This is a genomic window from Reyranella aquatilis (genome assembly GCF_020880995.1).
Taxonomy (GTDB): Bacteria; Pseudomonadota; Alphaproteobacteria; order Reyranellales; family Reyranellaceae; genus Reyranella; species Reyranella aquatilis.
In genome coordinates this window covers 86,571-104,240 of sequence record NZ_JAJISD010000009.1, presented here as the reverse complement: position 1 = coordinate 104,240, position 17,670 = coordinate 86,571, and the positions used below count along the sequence as shown (strand labels likewise).

20 protein-coding genes are annotated in these 17,670 nt (G+C 66.7%); 8 read left to right on the top strand and 12 right to left on the bottom strand.

What is annotated here, in order from left to right; translation table 11 throughout:
* Window positions 1–22: 22 nt before the first annotated feature.
* The 8 genes from LJ725_RS20200 to LJ725_RS20165 form a co-directional block, all read right to left on the bottom strand.
* Entirely contained in the window at window positions 23–1,033 is a 1,011-nt protein-coding gene (locus LJ725_RS20200; RefSeq protein WP_230552559.1) for an ABC transporter ATP-binding protein, read from the bottom strand.
* A gap of 1 nt (window position 1,034) precedes the next feature.
* Window positions 1,035–2,120 (bottom strand): polyamine ABC transporter substrate-binding protein, encoded by a 1,086-nt coding sequence (locus LJ725_RS20195; protein ID WP_230552558.1) that lies wholly within the window; start codon window positions 2,118–2,120, stop codon window positions 1,035–1,037.
* A 16-nt stretch (window positions 2,121–2,136) separates the two neighbouring features.
* A complete protein-coding gene (locus tag LJ725_RS20190; protein WP_230552557.1) occupies window positions 2,137–2,838 on the bottom strand; it encodes an ABC transporter ATP-binding protein in 702 nt (233 codons plus the stop codon).
* Window positions 2,838–3,590 carry an ABC transporter ATP-binding protein gene (locus LJ725_RS20185; RefSeq protein ID WP_230552766.1) on the bottom strand — a complete coding sequence of 251 codons (753 nt, stop codon included), beginning with the start codon at window positions 3,588–3,590 and terminating at the stop codon, window positions 2,838–2,840. Before LJ725_RS20185 ends, LJ725_RS20190 begins: the two co-directional genes overlap by 1 nt.
* A gap of 7 nt (window positions 3,591–3,597) precedes the next feature.
* Window positions 3,598–4,563 carry a branched-chain amino acid ABC transporter permease gene (locus LJ725_RS20180; protein WP_230552765.1) on the bottom strand — a complete coding sequence of 322 codons (966 nt, stop codon included), beginning with the start codon at window positions 4,561–4,563 and terminating at the stop codon, window positions 3,598–3,600.
* Window positions 4,563–5,477, bottom strand: coding sequence for a branched-chain amino acid ABC transporter permease (locus LJ725_RS20175; protein ID WP_230552555.1), 915 nt, complete (start codon window positions 5,475–5,477; stop codon window positions 4,563–4,565). Before LJ725_RS20175 ends, LJ725_RS20180 begins: the two co-directional genes overlap by 1 nt.
* A 176-nt stretch (window positions 5,478–5,653) precedes the next feature.
* The gene (locus LJ725_RS20170) at window positions 5,654–6,829 is read right to left on the bottom strand and encodes an ABC transporter substrate-binding protein (protein WP_230552553.1); all 1,176 of its coding nucleotides are present in this window, start codon (window positions 6,827–6,829) and stop codon (window positions 5,654–5,656) included.
* A 95-nt stretch (window positions 6,830–6,924) separates the two neighbouring features.
* Entirely contained in the window at window positions 6,925–8,484 is a 1,560-nt protein-coding gene (locus LJ725_RS20165) for a benzoate-CoA ligase family protein (RefSeq protein WP_230552551.1), read from the bottom strand.
* Window positions 8,485–8,597: 113 nt separating this feature from the next.
* Here LJ725_RS20165 and LJ725_RS20160 point away from each other — a divergent pair, with 113 nt between their 5' ends.
* Complete coding sequence (locus LJ725_RS20160) at window positions 8,598–9,071, top strand: hypothetical protein (protein WP_230552549.1); 474 nt, start codon at window positions 8,598–8,600, stop codon at window positions 9,069–9,071.
* A 213-nt stretch (window positions 9,072–9,284) separates the two neighbouring features.
* On the opposite strand, the gene LJ725_RS20155 is transcribed toward LJ725_RS20160, so the two are convergent.
* On the bottom strand, window positions 9,285–9,653 hold the full coding sequence (locus LJ725_RS20155) for an OmpA family protein (protein ID WP_230552546.1): 369 nt from the start codon (window positions 9,651–9,653) through the stop codon (window positions 9,285–9,287).
* A 211-nt stretch (window positions 9,654–9,864) separates the two neighbouring features.
* Between LJ725_RS20155 and LJ725_RS20150 the strand changes: the two genes are divergently transcribed.
* The 6 genes from LJ725_RS20150 (at window position 9,865) to LJ725_RS20125 (ending at window position 14,265) form a co-directional block, all read left to right on the top strand.
* Window positions 9,865–10,116, top strand: a complete 252-nt coding sequence (locus LJ725_RS20150) for a hypothetical protein (protein ID WP_230552545.1) — start codon at window positions 9,865–9,867, stop codon at window positions 10,114–10,116.
* 84 nt (window positions 10,117–10,200) lie between these two features.
* Window positions 10,201–10,476 carry a hypothetical protein gene (locus LJ725_RS20145; RefSeq protein ID WP_230552544.1) on the top strand — a complete coding sequence of 92 codons (276 nt, stop codon included), beginning with the start codon at window positions 10,201–10,203 and terminating at the stop codon, window positions 10,474–10,476.
* 109 nt (window positions 10,477–10,585) lie between these two features.
* Window positions 10,586–11,638: a TRAP transporter substrate-binding protein gene (locus LJ725_RS20140; protein ID WP_230552543.1), complete on the top strand. Its 1,053-nt coding sequence runs from the start codon at window positions 10,586–10,588 to the stop codon at window positions 11,636–11,638.
* Between the two features lie 7 nt (window positions 11,639–11,645).
* On the top strand, window positions 11,646–12,125 hold the full coding sequence (locus LJ725_RS20135) for a TRAP transporter small permease (RefSeq protein ID WP_230552542.1): 480 nt from the start codon (window positions 11,646–11,648) through the stop codon (window positions 12,123–12,125).
* A complete protein-coding gene (locus LJ725_RS20130; protein WP_230552541.1) occupies window positions 12,122–13,441 on the top strand; it encodes a TRAP transporter large permease in 1,320 nt (439 codons plus the stop codon). The genes LJ725_RS20135 and LJ725_RS20130 overlap by 4 nt, the downstream gene beginning before the upstream one ends.
* 26 nt (window positions 13,442–13,467) lie before the next feature.
* Complete coding sequence (locus tag LJ725_RS20125) at window positions 13,468–14,265, top strand: HAD-IIB family hydrolase (protein WP_230552540.1); 798 nt, start codon at window positions 13,468–13,470, stop codon at window positions 14,263–14,265.
* On the opposite strand, the gene LJ725_RS20120 is transcribed toward LJ725_RS20125, so the two are convergent.
* On the bottom strand, window positions 14,266–14,904 hold the full coding sequence (locus tag LJ725_RS20120; protein WP_230552539.1) for a family 16 glycoside hydrolase: 639 nt from the start codon (window positions 14,902–14,904) through the stop codon (window positions 14,266–14,268).
* Between the two features lie 101 nt (window positions 14,905–15,005).
* Between LJ725_RS20120 and LJ725_RS20115 the strand changes: the two genes are divergently transcribed.
* Window positions 15,006–15,878, top strand: coding sequence for a fumarylacetoacetate hydrolase family protein (locus LJ725_RS20115; protein WP_230552538.1), 873 nt, complete (start codon window positions 15,006–15,008; stop codon window positions 15,876–15,878).
* A gap of 64 nt (window positions 15,879–15,942) precedes the next feature.
* Here LJ725_RS20115 and LJ725_RS20110 read toward each other — a convergent pair whose 3' ends face one another.
* Window positions 15,943–16,578: a TetR/AcrR family transcriptional regulator gene (locus tag LJ725_RS20110; protein ID WP_230552537.1), complete on the bottom strand. Its 636-nt coding sequence runs from the start codon at window positions 16,576–16,578 to the stop codon at window positions 15,943–15,945.
* 26 nt (window positions 16,579–16,604) lie between these two features.
* Window positions 16,605–17,663 carry an alpha/beta hydrolase gene (locus LJ725_RS20105; protein ID WP_230552535.1) on the bottom strand — a complete coding sequence of 353 codons (1,059 nt, stop codon included), beginning with the start codon at window positions 17,661–17,663 and terminating at the stop codon, window positions 16,605–16,607.
* Between the last annotated feature and the right edge of the window lie 7 nt (window positions 17,664–17,670).

Here is a 17,670-nt window from a genome sequence, read left to right as displayed (position 1 = left end):
TCCAATCTCGCTCATCAGCGCTCTACGCCTCCAGCCGCTGGCCGGCCTCGTCGGCCCAGCCCAGCCACACCTGCTGTCCGCGCGAGAAGGCGCCGCCGGCGGCGCGGCTGGTGTTGGCTGTCGAGACGATCATCGTGCCATGCGGCTCGGTCGCGACATGGTAGAGCGAGCGATCTCCCTCATAGGCGAGGTCTACGATCCTGCCGGAAACGGACTGCGGCAGGTCGGGCCGCGCGGCCGCGAGCGTGATCTTCTCCGGACGCAGCGCCATCCAGCCGCCTTCCGGCAGGGCGAGTATGTTGGCGATGCCAATGAAGTCGGCGACGAAGCGCGACACCGGATGTTCGTAGATCGCGTGCGGCGTGCCGATCTGCACGATGCGGCCGGCGTTCATCACCGCGAGCCGGGTCGCCATCGACATCGCCTCTTCCTGGTCGTGCGTCACCATCACGAAGGTGAGGCCGAGCTGCTCCTGCAGGCGCACCATTTCGAACCGCGTGGCCTCGCGCAGCTTGCGGTCGAGTGCGGCGAGCGGCTCGTCCAGCAGCAGGATCTTTGGCCGCTTCACCAGCGCGCGTGCGAGCGCCACCCGCTGACGCTGGCCGCCGGAAAGCTGCGACGGCTTGCGCCTGGCGTGGTCCTGCAGATGCACCAGCTCCAGAATCTCCGCGACCCGCGCGGCGATCTCGGGCGCCTTCACCCCGTCGCGGCGCAGCCCGTAGCCGACGTTCGCCGCCACATCCATGTGCGGGAACAGGGCATAGGACTGGAACATCATGTTCACCGGCCGCCGGTAGGGCGGCACGTCGGTCATGTCCTGGCCGTCGATGAAGAGGCGGCCGGCGTCGGGCGTCTCGAAGCCCGCCAGCATGCGCAGCAGGGTGGTCTTGCCGCAGCCCGAGCCGCCCAGCAGCGCGAACAGCTCGCCGCGCGCGATCTCCAGGTCGACGCGATCGACGGCGACGATCGGTCCAAATCGCTTGGTCAGACCCTCGATGCGGACGATCGGACCGTCGCGAGAAGCAATGCTCAATTCAGCGACCCGTCTTCACCGAGGTCCACAGGCGCGTGCGCTCGCGCGTCTGTTCGGCCGTGCCGGCGGTGATCGTGTAGAATCTCGCGCGCACGTCCTGAGGGGGATAGATCAGCGGGTTCTCCGAAATGTCCTTCGGCAGCAGCGCGAAGGCCGCCTTGTTGCCGTTGGCGTAGCCGGTGAGTTCGGTCGAGGCCGCGGCGACCTTGGCTTCCAGCATGAAATCGAGGAAGCGGTAGGCGTTGGCCTGGTTCGGCGCGTCCTTGGGAATGGCGACGACGTCGATCCAGAGCATCGCGCCTTCCTTCGGGATCGCGTACTCGATCTCGACCTTGCTGGCGGCCTTGGCGCCCCGGTCGCGCGCCTGGAAGATGTCGCCGGAGAAGCCGAAGGCGAGACAGATGTTCCCGCCGGCCAGCGCGTTGATGTACTCCGACGAATGGAACTTGCGGACATAGGGCCGCACGGCCTTGATGACATCGGCCGCCTTGGCGAGATCCTCGGGCTTCTTCGAATCGGGATCGAGGCCGAGATACTTGAGCGCGGCCGGCAGCATGTCGGTGGCGCTGTCGAGCAGCATCACGCCGCAATCCTGGAACTTCGAGACGACCGCCGGATCGAAGATCATGCGCAGCGAATCGACCGGCGCATCCGGCAGGCGCTTTTTGATCTCGGCGACGTTGTAGCCGATGCCGATCGTGCCCCACATCCAGGGAGCGGCATGGGCGTTGCCTGGATCGTAGGCGGCCAGCGCCTTCATGATCTCGGGATCGAGGTTGTTCCAGTTCTTCAGCTTCGACTTGTCGAGGGGCAGGAAGATGTTGGCCTGGAGCTGGCGGACGAAGAACGGCGAGGCGGTCGGCACGACGATGTCGTAGCCCGACTTGCCGGTCCTGAGCTTGGCGTCGAGGATCTCGTTGCTGTCGTAGGTCGTGTAGTTGACCTTGATGCCGGTGTCTTTGGCGAAGTCCTTGAGCTGGTCCTCGGCGATGTAATCCGACCAGTTGTAGACGTTCACCGAGCCCTGGGCGAAGGCCGGAGGGGCAAGGGCAGAGGCAAGCAGGGAGGCAACGGCAAGCAGACGCATCGGCAACTCCGCAGGATCAGACGCCAAGATACCTGTGCTGCAGGTCCTTGTCCCCGGCCAGCGCCTGGGAAGAACCGGCCCAGACGACGCGGCCCTTCTCGACGATGTGGTGGCGGTCGGCGAGGGGAATGAGCGCCGACACGTTCTTGTCGATGACCAGGATTGCCTGGCCCTCGCTCTTCAGCCGGGCAAGGCAGGACCAGATCTCCTGGCGGATCAGCGGCGCCAGACCCTCGGTGGCCTCGTCGAGGATCAGCAGCTTCGGGTTGGTCATCAGGGCGCGGCCGATCGCCAGCATCTGCTGCTCGCCGCCGGAGAGCTGGTTGCCCATGTTGCGCTGGCGCTCGGCCAGGCGAGGGAAGAACTCGAAGACGCGGGCGATGGTCCACGGGTTCGGCCGGGCGGTGCGGTTGGCGCTGGCGGCCACGAGGTTCTCGCGGACCGAGAGGTTGGGGAAGATCTGCCGCCCCTCGGGCACCAGTCCGAGGCCGAGCCGGGCGATGCGGAAGGCGGGAAGGCCGTCGACTCGCGCCCCCTCGAACTCGACCGTCCCGCGACGGGCCGGCATCAGGCCCATGATCGTATGCACCGTGGTCGTCTTGCCCATGCCGTTGCGGCCCATCAGGGTCACGACCTGGCCGGCCTCGATGGCCAGTTCCATGCCGAACAGCGCCTGGCTCGGCCCGTAGAAGGCGTCGAGGTCGCGGACCTTCAGCATCAGGCCATCTCCTCGCCGAGATAGGCCTGACGCACCTCCGCGTTGGCGCGGATCTCGCCGGGTGTGCCGCTGGCGATGGCGCGGCCGTAGACCAGCACGGTGATGCGGTCGGCGAGCTGGAACACGGCGTCCATGTCGTGCTCGATCAGCAGCATGGCATGCTTCTGCTTCAGTGCCCGCAGGAAACCGATCAGCCGCTGGCTCTCCTCGACGCCCATGCCGGCCATCGGCTCGTCGAGCAGCAGCACGGTCGGATCGCCGGCCAGCGCCATCGCGAGTTCGAGCTGGCGCTGCTCGCCATGGCTGAGCGCCGAGGCGAGTACGCTGCCTCGGGCGCCGAGGCCGACCTCGTCGAGCAGGCGGCGGGCGGGTGCGCGCAGGGTCTCGTCGCGGCGGGCATCGGCGAGGAAGCGGAAGGAATGGCCGGCATGGCCCTGCACCGCCAGCGCCACGTTCTCCAGCGCCGTGAACTCGCGCAGCACGGACGTGATCTGGAAGGAGCGGCCGAGGCCCAGCCGGACGCGCGCATGGGTGGGGAGGCGGGTGATGTCATGGCCGGCGAAGTGGATCGTGCCGGAGTCCGGGGCGACGACTCCTGTAAGCTGGTGCACCAACGTGGTCTTGCCGGCGCCGTTCGGACCGATCAGGGCGTGGATCTCGCCCGGCCGCACGTCGATCGAGACATTGTCGGTCGCCAGCAGGCCGCCATAGCGCTTCACCAGGCGCTCGGTGCGCAGCAGCGGCTCCTTCATGGCAGGCTCAGTCATGGCGCCGCCCCAGCAGCGAATCGATGCCGCCCCGCGCATAGAGCGCGATCAGGACCAGCAGCGGGCCGAACACGATCATCCAGTATTCGCCCCAGCCCTTGTGGACGAGGTTGAGGACCGGCGGCAGCGCTTCTTCCAGCACGAAGAAGGCGATGGTGCCGTAGAGCGGGCCGAACAGCGTGCCCATGCCGCCCAACACGATGATGACGATGAGATCGCCCGACTTCATCCACGACATCATCGCGGGCGAAATGTAGGCGCCTTCGTTGGCCAGCAGGATGCCCGAGAGGCCGCCCAGCGCGCCGGCGATGGTGAATGCGGCCAATCGATAGCGGAACACCGGGAAGCCCAGCGCGGTCATGCGCAGCTCGTTGGACTTGGCGCCGCGGATCACGAGGCCGAAGCGGGAGTTGGCGTAGCGGCTGCAGAACCACAGGCTGGCGCACAGCAGCGCAAAGCACAGCCAGTAGAAGCTCGCCTTGTCGCGCAGGTCGATCAGGCCCGGGAAGCGGCTGCGGCTGATGTTGAGCCCGTCGTCGCCGCCATAGGCTTCGAGCCCGCTGCCGACGTAGTAGACGAGCTGGGCGAAGGCGAGCGTGATCATGATGAAGTAGAGACCGCGCGTCCGGAGCGACAGCAGGCCGATCAGCGCCGCCCAGGCGGTGGCAGCCAGCAGGGCGACCGGCCACTGGATCCAGCCGCTGGAGACGCCGTGCGCCGACAGGATGCCGACCGCGTAGCCGCCGATGCCGAAGAACATGGCGTGGCCGAAACTCACCATCCCGCCATAGCCCAGGATCATGTTGAGGCTGACCGCGGCGATCGACCAGATGATGATGCGCGTGCCGATCGACAGGAGATAGCGCTGATCAAACGCCTGGGTGAGCAGCGGCAGCGCCGCCAGCACCAGCAGGATCAGGGCCGTCGCGATGCCGCGCGGGGTGCGGAGAGCCGCCATCATGTGCGCTGGCCGAACAGGCCGGTCGGGCGCCACACCAGCACCGCAGCCATCAGCACGTAGACCAGCACCTGCGAGATCGCGGGCGCCGCGCTCGAGGCGGCGCTGGAGCTCATGAAGGTCTTCAGCATGTCGGGCAGGAAGGCGCGGCCGACGATGTCGATCTGGCCCACGACCATGGCGGCGATGAAGGCGCCCTTGATCGAGCCGATGCCGCCGATGACGATGATCACCAGGGCGAGGATCAGGATGTCGTCGCCCATGCCGATCCGCACGGAGGCGATGGGGGCCGCCATCAGGCCGGCCAGCCCGGCGAACACGGCGCCCAGGCCGAAGACCAGGCTGAACAGCAGCTCGATGTTGACGCCCAGGGCGCCGATCATGCGGCGGTTGGAGGCGCCGGCGCGGATCAGCATGCCGAGCCGCGTGCGCGCCACCAGCCAGGCCAGCAGGATCGCCACCAGGGCGCCGACCAGGATGATGGCGAAGCGGTAGGCGGGGTAGGGGACGCCCGGCAGAATCTCGATGGTGCGATTGAGGAAGGCCGGCACCGCGATGCTCTTGCCGCCGGGTCCCCAGAGGGCCCGCACCAGTTCGTTGAAGAACAGGATCAGGCCGAAGGTCGCCAGCACCTGGGTGAGATGGTCGCGCGCATAGAGGCGCCGGATCACGGCGATCTCCACGGCTACGCCGACCAGGAACGTCGCGGGCAGCGCCAGCAGCGCGCCCAGCACGAAGGAGTCGGTGACGCCGATCAGGGTCCAGGCGATGTAGGCCCCGATCATGTAAAGCGAGCCGTGCGCCAGGTTGACCAGGTCCATGATGCCGAGCGTCAGGGTCAGGCCGGCGGCGAGCAGGAACATCAGCAGGCCGAGCTGGACGCCGTTCAGCACCTGGAGCAGCAGATATTCCATCGATCCCGTCACACCCTCAAACGAAACGGGAGCGCCTGCGCGCTCCCCATAAACTTCCTCCCCATTCAAATGGGGAGGTGTCGCCGTCTTACGGCGACGGAGGGGTCAAAGTCTCCCGCCCCCTCCGTCAGCGAAGACGCTGACACCTCCCCAGATGACTGGGGAGGAGCATGATCTCACTTCATCGGGCACTTTTCGGCGAAGGGATCGACCGCATTCTTGACGGCGGTGGCGATCGTCTTGACCGTCATCATGCCCTGCGGATCCTTGACCGCTTCCTGGATGTAGAAGTTCTGGATCGGGAAATTGTTGTTGCCGAACTTGAAGTCGCCGCGCACGGATTTGAAGTTGGCCTTCTTCATCTCGGCGCGGACCTTGTCCTTGTTCGACAGGTCGCCCTTCAGCGCCTCGGCGGCCGAGGCCATCAGCATGATCGCATCGTAGCTCTGCGCGCCGTAGTAGGACGGGTAGACGCCGTGCTTCTTCTTGAAGTCATCGACGTACTTCTTGTTGGCCTCGTTCGGCAGATCGTTGACCCATTCCTGCGCGCCCAGCGTGCCAAGCGCCAGGTCGCCCTGCTGCGGCAGCGTGATCGCATCGATCGAGAACACCTGGTACAGCGGCACGGTCTTGTTGAGACCCGACTGCGCCCACTGCTTCACGAACTGAACGCCGTGTGCGCCGGGATAGAAGATGAAGATGCCGTCCGGCTTGGCGGCGGCGACCTTGGTGAGCTCGGCCGAGAAGTCGAGCTGGTCGGGCCACTTGGTGAAGTCCTCGCTGACGATCTTGCCCTTGTAGGTTCGCTTCACGCCCGCCAGCATGTCCTTGCCGGCGGCATAGTTCGGGCCGACCAGGTAGAGGCTCTTCACGCCCTTGTTGTTGAGGTAGTCGCCCATCGCCATCGGCGTCTGGTCGTTCTGCCACGACGTCGAGAAGAAGTTCTTGTTGCAGAGTTCGCCTGCGATCGCAGAGGGGCCGGCATTGGCCGACACCAGGATCGTGTCGCCCTCGTCGACCACGGTCTTGAGCGAGGCCAGAAGAACGTTCGACCAGATGTAGCCGGCGACGAAGTTCACCTTGTCCTGCTGGACGAGCTTCTCGGAGCGCGCCTTGCCGACATCCGGCTTGAACTGGTCGTCCTCGTAGACGATCTCGAAAGGCTTGCCGCCCATCTTGCCGCCGAGATGCTCCTTGGCCAGCTCGACCGAGCGGCGCATGTCCTCGCCGATGGCGGCCTGCGGCCCCGAAAACGTGCTGACGAAGCCGACCTTGATCGGGCTCTGCGCCGCCGCCGGCAGGCCGAGGGCGAGCGCCGCGATCGTCGCGGTACCGAACAACTTGCTTTTCATGAGCCCACGCTCCCTGTTTCCCTTGCTCGTATAAAAGCGGAAAAGAAAGCCCCCAACAACGGCAGATTGGGTCCCGCGGCCGCCGCCGCTTTGCTTCAGGCGCGCAGCCTGAAGCGCTGGATCTTCCCCGTCGCGGTCTTGGGCAGCTCCGGGACGTATTCGATCCACCTCGGGTACTTGTAGGGGGCGAGCGTCCGCTTGCAGTGCGCCATCAGCGCGTCGGTCATGGCCGCGCCCGCATCGCCGGGCTGCTTCAGGACGACGATGGCCTTGGGCTTGATCAGCGACTGTTCGTCGGTCTGGCCGATCACGGCGGCCTCGAGGACGGCCGGATGTCCGACCAGGCAATTCTCGATCTCGACGGGAGAGCACCAGATGCCCCCGACCTTGAGCATGTCGTCGCTGCGGCCCTCGTAGATGAAGTAGCCGTCTTCATCCTGGCGATAGGTGTCGCCGGTGTTGAGCCAGCCGTTCACCATCGTCTCGGCCGTCTTCTCGGGCTTGTTCCAATAGTACTTGGCCGCCGATTCCGCCTTGATCCACAGCCGGCCGCTCTCCCCCCTCGCAACGGGATCGCCGTTCTCGTCCAGGATGCGCGCTTCGTAGCCCGGGACCGGCTTGCCGCTGGTGCCGGGCCGGCAGTCGTCGAGCCGGTTGCCGATGAAGATGTGCAGGGCCTCGGTCGAGCCGATGCCGTCCAGGATGGTGGTGCCGGTCTGCTCCTTCCAGCGGCGGAACATGTCGGCGGGCAGCGCCTCGCCGGCCGACACGCAGGCGCGCAGCGAGGAGAGATCGCGCTTCTGCGTCTCGAGCGCCGCGAGCTGGGCGGCATAGAGGGTGGGCACGCCGTAGTAGATCGTCGGCCGGAACGTCTCGATGTTGGAGAAGGTCGTTTCGGGTGTCGGCCGCCGATCGTCGAGGATGGCGGTACCGCCGACCCACAGCGGGAAGGTCATGCCGTTGCCCAGCCCGTAGGCAAAGAACAGCTTGGCGGCGGAGTAGCTGACATCCGTCTCGCTGATGCCGAGCACGCGCACGCCGTAGAGTTCGCTGGTCACGACCATGTCGCGATGTGCGTGAACGGCGCCTTTGGGCCGGCCGGTCGAGCCCGAGGAATAGAGCCAGAAGCAGTCGTCCTCGGGCGCGGCGAGCCGCGCCTCCAGAGCAGGGGAGGCCGCTGCCATCGCGGTCAGGAAGCCATCGACGTCCAGGGCGTTTGGTGCCCTGGCGCCGAGTTGTTCCAGAGCCGGCCCGATTTCGCCCGTGAACTCCGGCGAATAGACGACCAGCCGGCACCCGGAATCCTCGAACATGTAGGCATAGTCCGGCGCGCGCAGCAGCGTGTTCGGCGGCACCGGCACAATGCCCGCCTTGATGGCTCCCCAGAAGAGATAGAAGAAGGCCGGGCAATCCTTCACCACCATGAGCAACCGGTCGCCGGGCCTCAGCCCGGCCGCAAGCAACGCATTGCCCGCCCGGCTCACCCGTTCGGCAAGGTCCGCGTAGCTTACCGACTCCGTCGACGTCCGGATCGCCGCCTTGGCGCCACGACCTTCGCCGACATGCCGATCGATGAAAGGGACGGCGACGTTGAATCGGTCCGACAGCTCGACCGAGTGTGCCGGGGAGAAGGAAATGCCTGACGGAAGCGCCATTGGGGTGCCTGGGAGGGGTTGCTCGAGTTCCATCGTTACTGATCGTCCGGCCTGCACGCAACGCCGGGGACGGCAGCAGCGTTAAGGAGGCCGAATATCAGGGACCGACGACAATGAACCAAGGCATCGTGTTCGCACTCGCCACCGCCGCGCTGGCCGTAACGGTGGCGGCTGCCCATGTGGTGGCGCCGCTGCCCGATGGAACGCAGCGCGGATCGGCCAAGGCGGCGACCGGAGCGATGCAGTCCCCCCAGGTTTCTTCTCCGCAGCTTTCTTCCGCGAAGCCCGTCCTCGTCGAGATGCGCCAGGCACCCGTGCCGCTCGTCGTGCGGGAGCGTCCGCCAATTTCCACGCCCGCGCCTGCGACAGCCGTCGTCGAAACCGCTTCGGCTACGACACCCGCCCAACAGATCTCCGGGGATGCCGAGGGAAATGGCTTCGCCCGGGGCGCGATTGAAGCCGATGGTTACAAGTTGGTCAGGAACATTACGCCCGGGCCTGACGGGACGTGGCGCGCACGCGCGCTGCGCGGCAAGACCGAGGTCGTGCTTACGGTCGATCGCGAAGGGCGCGTGTCGGCCGACTAGAAAAAGTGTCCGGTCGGCGCTGGCCGGTGCAACCCGCCGTTCCCTGGCGCGTTGGATGGATGCAGCCTTTGGCGGTTCAAGAAACCGTCCCTCTCCCCCGAGGGGCTGCAGGAGCCCGTCCTGGTCCGCCAGGGCGGGCTTTCCTTTTGTGGCGGGCACGCAAGGAAACGCCCGCCGCATGCGGCGGGCGTCTCCCCAGCCGATCGCTGTTTCCTAGAATCGGATGTTCACTCGCCGCTCGGTCGGATCGTCGATGCCGTCACCGACCTGCGCAAGCGGGCGGGTTGGCGTAGGCCTCACAGTGATGGCTTCCGCAGGCGCGCCCTGCCGAATGAGTTCCTGCTTCACCGCACTCGCCCGATCGGCCCTGCCCTCGATGAGCACCGGTGCCGACTTCGCGGCGTCGGCCGCGCTTCGGATCGTCTCGATCGCGGACGGTGGAACACGCACGTCGCTAGGCCCCATGAACACGAGGCGATCGGATACCGGTGCGTTGGATGCGAAGGCGAGGTCCTGAGCCATGGCGCCCAGGGGCGCGCAGGCGAGGCCGGCGAGGACGAAGAGTGAGCTTATCGTTCGCATGGTGCTTCTCCTTCCGTGTGCCGATAGAACGCAGAAGACACCGTGAATGTTTCGAGAAACCGCCTCGCAACCAGCACGGGCCAAGGGCGTTACGCTTTTCTTACGAGAGAGTGTTCACTGGAAGTGAAAAGTGCTGCGGTAACTGTTGCCCCGTCGCTTGGGTGTGCGCGAAGTCTGCAGCATCGTTCATTTTGTTTTGCTAAGATGAGACATGGAGATACTGATCGTCGTGGCCGTGTTTACCTTGGGCGGTGCTGCCTGGGGATGGTGGCGGGGCACGCAGAACATCAACAACCCGCCCGACAAGTATGACTTTCCGGGTGGGATGACGCGCCGGGAACATCTCAGCCTTCTCAGCAAGAAGCACCGGCGGCGACGAATTCCGCTCACGATCGGGGCCGGTCTCGCGTCGGGGACTGCGGCCTTCGTCGCACTTCTGGCCTTCGCCGTCTTCAAGCGCTGAGTCGTCCCGGCAGTTTTCGCCGGCTTGCCGTTTGGCGCCGCGTCGCGCACCATGTGAAGGATTTCAGCGGTAACGGGGCGGGCGATGTCGGAAGAGCGAAAGAAAGTTTTCCAGCGCTTTCAGGAACGACTGGCGCATCTCGAATCGGGCGCGCTGGCGGGGCCGGCGCACTGGCACCTCTTTCACCTGCACAATGCCCTGAAGGCTCTTCCGGACGATCACGCCGCCGCCGACCTTCATCTCGATGAGTTCGACCGCGCCGAAGTGGCGAGGGAAATTCCCGAGGTGGCCATCGACCAGGCGCCGAGCGTCGCGGAAATCCGCAACCGCTTCGACATGCTGGCGGGCGGCACTCTCTAGCGACCGGACGAAGACCGGCGGGGCCGCTGTCGAATCTGCGGTTGGGCCTCTCAAGTTCCTCCCGCCTGTGCTAGCCTCCCGGCCATAAGAAAAGACCAGGGAGGCATTGATGCCGATAAAGCGTCGCAGGGTTTTTGCGTTGGCAGGCGTGGCCGTGGCCGCTCCCGCGTTGTTGCGCGAAGGCTACGCGCAGGCCGCCGAGGTCAATCTCAAGCTTCACCACTTCCTGCCGGCAGCCTCGAACATTCACCAGAAGTTCCTGACGCCGCTGGTGCGCAAGATCGAGGCCGAATCGAACGGGCGGATCAAGATCACGATCTTCCCGGCGATGCAGCTGGGCGGCGCGCCGCCGCAGCTCTACGACCAGGCGCGCGACGGCGTGGCCGACATCATCTGGACCCTGCCGGGCAACACGCCGGGCCGCTTTCCGGCCAGCGAGGCGATGGAACTGCCGTTCGTCGCCGACAAGCTCGGGATCGTGAACGCCAAGGCTTTCCAGGAGTATGCCGACACCTACCTCAAGGACGAGTTCAAGGAGGTTCACCTCATCTGTGCCTGGGCGCACGATGCCGGATTGATCCATGCCAACAAGCAGGTGAAGACGATGGAAGACCTGAAGGGTCTGAAGTTGCGCTTTCCCACCCGGCAGGCCGGCGAGGCGCTGAAGGCGCTGGGCGCCAGCGCGATCGGCATGCCGATCCCGCAGGTCCCCGAAAGCCTCGCGCAGAAGGTGATCGACGGCTGCGTCGTGCCCTGGGAGGTCGTGCCCGCGATCAAGGTCCAGGAGCTCCTGAAGTACCATACGGGTATCCCGGGCTCGCCGACGCTCTATACCGCCACCTTCGTGCTGGCGATGAACAAGGGCAGCTACGACAAGGTGCCGGCCGACCTGAAGAAGGTGCTCGACGCGAACTCGGGCATGGCGGCGGCCACCATGGCCGGCAAGACCTGGGACGACGCCGGCGCCGCGGTGGCCGAGATGGTCGCCAAGCGCAGCGGCAACGTCATCAGCGAGATCTCGGTCGACGAGGCGGCGCGGTGGCGCAAGACGACGCAGCCGGTGATCGATGCCTGGGTCGCCTCTGTGAAGGATCGCAATCTCGACGGCGCCAAGCTGGTCGAGGCCGTGCGAGTGCTGGTGCAGAAGTACAAGGTGTCCTGAGCCCCGCATGGGCTGGATGCGGACCGCCGAAAGGCTGGGCGCGGCGCTTGCCCTGGCGGGCGCCGCCCTATCGCTGTTCATCGCCGGCCTGGTGACGGCGAGCGTGGGACTGCGCTGGGCGACCTCCAGCGGCCTGCCGGGCGACTTCGAGATGGTGCAGATGGCGGTCGCGCTCGCGATCTTCTCCTTCCTGCCCTACACGCAGCTTCGGCGCGGTAACATGCTGGTCGATACGTTCACCATCCGGCTGCCGGCGCGTGTGCTGTCTGCGATCGACGCCTTCTGGGACATCGTCTATGCCGCCGCCGCCGCGCTGCTCGGCTGGCGTCTGGCGGTGGGGGCGGCGGATGCGATCGGCTCGCGCACGTCCACCATGGTGCTGGGGATGCCGGTCGGCTGGGCGATCATGGCCTGTGCCGCCATGGCGGGCCTCCTCGCGCTGGCGGCGCTCGTCACCGCCGCCGGCCGCTTCCGGACCGAACCGTGACCGGCACGTCCGCCGCGATCCTGGGCTTCGTCATCATGCTGTTGCTGATGGCGGCGCGTATGCCGATCGGTCTTTCGCTCCTGTTCGTCGGCGGCGCGGGCTATGCGTGGCTGGGCGGCTGGCCCGTCTTCCTGAACTACATCAAGACGACGCCCTATCACGACTTCTCGAACTACACGCTGTCGGTAATCCCGCTCTTCATTCTGATGGGCGCGCTGGCGGAGAAGTCGGGCCTCTCGACCGCCTTGTTTCGCGCCGCCTCGAGCCTGGTCGGCCATCGTCCTGGCGGTCTGGCGATGGGCCTGATCGGCGCCTGCACGGCCTTCGGCGCGATCTGCGGATCCTCCGTCGCTACCACGGCCACCTTTGCGCGCGCCGCGCTGCCGGAGTTCGAGCGCTATCGCTACGATGCCGGCTTCGCGACCGGCGTCATCGCGGTCGGTGGTACCCTTGGCATCCTGATCCCGCCCTCGGTGATCCTCGTCGTCTATGGCATCTCGACCGAGCAGAACATCGCCAAGCTCTTCATGGCGGCCTTCATCCCGGGCTTCATGGCTGCGCTCTTCTACTGCCTGGTGATCGCGCTGGTGGTGCGCCGCCGACCCGAACTGGGGCCGGCCTTGCCGCGCGTGCCGATGAAGAGACGGCTGCGCGACTTCGCCGCCGTCTGGCCCGCGATCCTCGTGGCGCTGGTGGTTCTGGGGGGAATTTATGGCGGCGTGTTCTCGCCGACCGAGGGCGCGGCGGTCGGCGTCGCGGCGATGCTGGTGGTGGCGGTGCTGGTCGGTGGCATGCGCTGGGCCGGGCTGAAGGCCGCCCTGCTGCAGACCGCCGAGACCGCCGGCATGATCTTCCTGATCCTGCTGGGCGCCGATGTCTTCAATGCCTTTCTGGCCCTGTCGCAGCTGCCGGTGGCGGCGGCCGAGTGGATCGGCGGCTCGGGGTTCACGCCCTACGGCGTGATGGCGCTGATCCTGTTGTTCTACATCCTGCTCGGCGCCGTCATGGACGAGCTGGCGATGATCCTGCTCACCCTGCCGATCTTCTTCCCGATCGTGCAGGCGCTCGATTTCGGCATGGCCCCCGACGACGTCGCGATCTGGTTCGGCATCCTGGTGCTGATCGTGGTCGGGATCGGCCTCACCGCGCCTCCGATCGGCCTCAACGTCTTCGTCGTGTCGGCGCTCGCCCGTCACGTCGCGCTCACGCGAATCTACCGCGCCGTGCTGCCCTTCATCGCCGCGGACATCGTGCGCCTCGGGCTGGTGATGGCGTTCCCCGGGCTGGCGCTCGTGATGGTGCGCCTGCTGTCGTGAAGCGATGCCATGCTAGAAGGCCGCGCATGGAACCCCTGAAGAACTGCCCCCGCGAAACCCTCGCCGCGGTTCGCGGCGTCCTGACGGACATCGACGACACCGTCTCCACCGAAGGTACGCTGTCCGCGGCCGCCTATGGCGCCCTGGAGGCCTTGAAGAAGGCCGGCCTGTTGGTCGTGCCGGTGACGGGCCGCCCGGCTGGGTGGTGCGATCACATCGCGCGCTTCTGGCCGGTCGACGCTGTGGTCGGGGAAAATGGTGCCTTCTGGATGTGGCACGACCACCAGCAGAAGCGGCTGCGCACTCGCTTCATCCAGTCCGATGCCGCGCGGGCCGAGGGGCGCCGCCGACTCGAGCGGGTGAGGGCCGACGTGCTCGCCGAAGTGCCGGGCGCCGGGATCGCCTCCGACCAGCCCTATCGCGTGGCCGATCTCGCCGTGGATTTTCGCGAGGACGTGCCGGCGCTGCCTCCCTCCGATATCCAGCGCATCGTGGAAATCTTCGAGCGGCATGGCGCTCATGCCAAGGTGAGTTCGATCCACGTCAACGGCTGGTTCGGCGACTACGACAAGCTGACGACCAGCCGAGCGATGATGCAGGAACTGTTCGGCGTCGATCTGACCGCCGAACGGGCGCGCTACGTGTTTGCGGGCGATTCGCCCAACGACGCGCCGATGTTCGGCTGGTTTCCCAACGCCGTCGGCGTGGCCAACGTCGCGGACTTCGCGGACCGTCTGCAGCATCGACCGCGCTGGATCACTGCAGGCCGATCGGGCGAGGGGTTCGTCGAGCTCGCCGAGGCGCTGCTGGCGGCCCGGCGCTGATCAGCGCGCCGGCGGCGGCGGTGGGGCGACCAGCAGGGACCCGTAGTGGGTGACGCTGTCGCCCTGGCTCCACACGCCGAGGGCGCCGGCCTGGACCAGCGTCCGATCGTTGATGCCGTACAGAGGCTTGCCGTCGAGCGCGATCTCGATGCGATCGTTCGCGGCGATCACGCGCAGCGAATGCCATTTGCCGAGCTCGACGGGAGTCTCCTTGGTGCCCAGCTGGCTGCGCTTGCCCTTGTCCATGCGGTAGAGGCGCACCGAGTTGTCGCGGGCATTCACCCGCACGACGTAGTAGTCGCTGGCGCTCTGCGCCCGGAACATGAACCCGGCCACCTGGTCGCGCGAGCCCGAAACGATCTTGAACCGCAGCGTGGCGTCGAAGTCGCGCCCCTGCGCCTGCTCTGAAATGCACAGCGGGAAGCGCTGGTCGGTCGCATCCGGTTCGCGTTCGGCGAGGGCCCACCCGTCGGGCCCGTCGGGATCTGCCACCGCCCGCCAGTCGGCGGGACGGCCGATGCCCGTCTTGCCCTGGGTGCAGGCGACGCGACCGTCGGGGGTCGTCAGCGGTACGACGAGTTGTGCCGACGCAGGCAGGGTGGCGAACAGGAGGGGCAGTGCGAGGAGGAGGGATCGCATGGCTGCAGACTAGCAAAAATCCGCGCGCGCTTGACCGAAGATGCGGGAGGGTGGAGTTTACGCCCCGCCACATTTCAGACGAATTTTCACGGGGGAAACACATGCGTCTTTGCACCATCCTGAGCGGCGGCAAGCCGGCCGTCGGCGTCAAGCTGGGCGACGGCAAGATCGTCGATCTCAGCAAGCAGATGCCGCGCGGACCGAAGTCGGTCGTCGAGATCCTGGCGGGCGGCAAGAAGCTGCAGCAGGCGGTGCTGAAGGCCTGTGCCAAGCCCAAGGCCGGCGCCACCGTATCGGAGAAGTCGGCCAAGTACCTGACGCCGATCCCCGCGCCGGGCAAGATCCTCTGCATCGGCCTCAACTACCGCAAGCATGCCGAGGAGACCGGCAGCCCGATCCCGACCTACCCGGTGGTCTTCACGCGCTTCAACAACACGCTGGTGCCGCACAACGGCAAGATGCTGTCGACGACGCACTCGAAGGAATTCGACTGGGAAGCCGAGCTCACCATCGTCATCGGCAAGAAGTGCCGCAACGTGCCGAAGGAGAAGGCGCTCTCGGTGATCGCCGGCTACGCCTGCTTCAACGACGGCTCGATCCGCGACTGGCAGCGCAAGTCGGGCGGCCAGTTCACGCTGGGCAAGAACTTCGACGCGACCGGCGGCTTCGGTCCCGACATCGTGACGGCGGACGAGCTGCCGAAGGGCGCGGCCCCGCTGCGCATCATGACCCGCGTCAACGGCGTCACCATGCAGGACAGCAACACCGACGACCTGATCTTCGATGTGCCGACGCTGGTGCACGAGCTCAGCAAGTGCATGACGCTCGATCCGGGCGACATCATCATCACCGGCACGCCGTCGGGCGTGGCGATGGCCCGCAAGCCGCAGCCCTGGCTGAAGCCGGGCGACGTCTGCGAAGTCGAGATCGAGGGGATCGGCGTGCTGCGCAATACGATTGCGCAGGGCGCCTGAGCGCTCCTGATACCTGTGCTGGAAAAACGGCGGCTCCGCATGGGGCCGCCGTTTTGCTTTTGGGTCAGCGTCGCGGCAGCTTGTCGAGGCCGCCCAGCATGAGGCGGGTCGCGAACTCCGCGGCGGTGTCGGGGTCGACCGGATCGCGGGCGACCATGACCATCGAGATCTCGAAGGCGATGCCGGCCATGGACGCGCTGAGATAGGAGACGTCGACGTTCGGCAGGATCCCCTCGGAGATGGCCGCGCGTATGTCGTCGTTCAGTGCCTTGGCGAGCGCGCGCACATCGGGTTTGTCGAGCAGGGTGCGCACCGCGGTGAAGCTCGACCGGCCCAGCGCCAGCAGTTCGGGATCCTCCGCCAGGAAATTGAAGTAGGCGGCATAGTGCAGGCGCACGAACTCCTCGGTCGACTTCGCACGGCCACGGCCGTCGCGATGGCGCTGCAGCAGGATGCCGGTCAGCTCGCCGACAACGGCCTCGAAGATCTCGTCCTTGTCCTTGAAGTAGTTGTAGAAGGTGCCCGAGGCGAGGTCGGTACGGCGCACGATGTCGCGCACGCTGGCCGCGCCATAGCCCATCTCCGCGAACACGGCGCGCGCCGCCTTGAGCAGGGCGGTACGGTTCTCCGCCTTGTTCTGTTCGCGTCGACCGCTGCGTTCGCTGCGCTGTTCCGCCTGTGTCGTGCCGTCGCCACCCATTTCCCGTCGTTCCTCCCGGCGTTCCGTCATCGCCCGAGCTGCGCGAGTTCGTGGCGCACGCCCGCTACCATGTCGTCCATGGCCCGGGCTGCCGCATGGACGGCGCCTCGCATGCCGACGAAACCGTGGATCAGCGTCTCGAACTCGCGATGGATCGCCTTCACACCGGCAGACTGCAGCCGGACGGCATAGGCCTGTCCCTCGTCGCGCAGAGGATCGAAGCCGGCCGTGTACACGAGCGCGGGCGCCACGCCGGTGAGATCCGCGGCCCGCAGCGGCGAGGCGCGGGGATCCCCGGCTTCCGCGCCGGCGTCGTTCAGATAGTGCATGCGGAACCAGGCCATGTCTGACTGGGTCAGCAGGAAGCCCTCGCCGCAGCTCTTGTGGGACGCGCTGTCCCCGGCCATGTCGGTCGCCGGGTAGATCAGCCACTGCAGGCAGGGCGGGTGCGGTTCGTGGCGCACGGTCTGGGCGACCACGGCGGCCAGAGCGCCGCCCGCGGAATCTCCGGCCACGACGATGCGATCGGGATCGAGGCCGAGCGAAACCGCCTCGCTCGCCAGCCAGCGATAGGAGGCCAGGGCATCGTCGACCGCGGCGGGAAACTTGTGCTCGGGCGCCAGCCGGTAGTCGACCGAGACGACGGCGCAGCCGGAGCGGGCGGAAAAATAGCGACAGGCGAGATCGTAGCCTTCGAGACTGCCGATCACCCACCCGCCACCGTGAAAATAGACGATGGTCGGCAGCAGCCGCGCCACGGTTCCGGCCGGCCGGTAGATGCGGATGCGCACCGGGCCGGCCGGGCCGGGCAGGGTGCGGTCGAGGATGGAACTCACCGGAGCGGGGCGTCCGCCCAGCAGCTGCATGAAGGCGTCGTAGTCCTCGCGGGCCTCGGCGACGCTCAGGGAATGGAGTGGCGCCTGTCCGCTGTAGGCCAGCAGCTTCAGGAACCATTGTATGCGGCCGTCGAGCGTGCGGCCGTCGACCGCGACCGGTGCGCCGGCCAGGATGTGGACCCAGGAAATCGGCATGCGCAGTGCCAGGTTGGCGACCTTGCCCTGCAGCTCCCGTGCGATCTCCTTCATCGACATG

Coding starts and splice junctions, on each gene's coding strand:
- LJ725_RS20195 (WP_230552558.1), bottom strand. CDS start 2,120: ATGCGTCTGCTTGCCGTTGCCTCCCTGCTTGCCTCTGCCCTTGCCCCT.
- LJ725_RS20190 (WP_230552557.1), bottom strand. CDS start 2,838: ATGCTGAAGGTCCGCGACCTCGACGCCTTCTACGGGCCGAGCCAGGCG.
- LJ725_RS20185 (WP_230552766.1), bottom strand. CDS start 3,590: ATGAAGGAGCCGCTGCTGCGCACCGAGCGCCTGGTGAAGCGCTATGGC.
- LJ725_RS20180 (WP_230552765.1), bottom strand. CDS start 4,563: ATGGCGGCTCTCCGCACCCCGCGCGGCATCGCGACGGCCCTGATCCTG.
- LJ725_RS20175 (WP_230552555.1), bottom strand. CDS start 5,477: ATGGAATATCTGCTGCTCCAGGTGCTGAACGGCGTCCAGCTCGGCCTG.
- LJ725_RS20170 (WP_230552553.1), bottom strand. CDS start 6,829: ATGAAAAGCAAGTTGTTCGGTACCGCGACGATCGCGGCGCTCGCCCTC.
- LJ725_RS20165 (WP_230552551.1), bottom strand. CDS start 8,484: ATGGCGCTTCCGTCAGGCATTTCCTTCTCCCCGGCACACTCGGTCGAG.
- LJ725_RS20160 (WP_230552549.1), top strand. CDS start 8,598: ATGAACCAAGGCATCGTGTTCGCACTCGCCACCGCCGCGCTGGCCGTA.
- LJ725_RS20155 (WP_230552546.1), bottom strand. CDS start 9,653: ATGCGAACGATAAGCTCACTCTTCGTCCTCGCCGGCCTCGCCTGCGCG.
- LJ725_RS20150 (WP_230552545.1), top strand. CDS start 9,865: ATGGAGATACTGATCGTCGTGGCCGTGTTTACCTTGGGCGGTGCTGCC.
- LJ725_RS20145 (WP_230552544.1), top strand. CDS start 10,201: ATGTCGGAAGAGCGAAAGAAAGTTTTCCAGCGCTTTCAGGAACGACTG.
- LJ725_RS20140 (WP_230552543.1), top strand. CDS start 10,586: ATGCCGATAAAGCGTCGCAGGGTTTTTGCGTTGGCAGGCGTGGCCGTG.
- LJ725_RS20135 (WP_230552542.1), top strand. CDS start 11,646: ATGGGCTGGATGCGGACCGCCGAAAGGCTGGGCGCGGCGCTTGCCCTG.
- LJ725_RS20125 (WP_230552540.1), top strand. CDS start 13,468: ATGGAACCCCTGAAGAACTGCCCCCGCGAAACCCTCGCCGCGGTTCGC.
- LJ725_RS20120 (WP_230552539.1), bottom strand. CDS start 14,904: ATGCGATCCCTCCTCCTCGCACTGCCCCTCCTGTTCGCCACCCTGCCT.
- LJ725_RS20115 (WP_230552538.1), top strand. CDS start 15,006: ATGCGTCTTTGCACCATCCTGAGCGGCGGCAAGCCGGCCGTCGGCGTC.
- LJ725_RS20110 (WP_230552537.1), bottom strand. CDS start 16,578: ATGGGTGGCGACGGCACGACACAGGCGGAACAGCGCAGCGAACGCAGC.
- LJ725_RS20105 (WP_230552535.1), bottom strand. CDS start 17,663: ATGAAGGAGATCGCACGGGAGCTGCAGGGCAAGGTCGCCAACCTGGCA.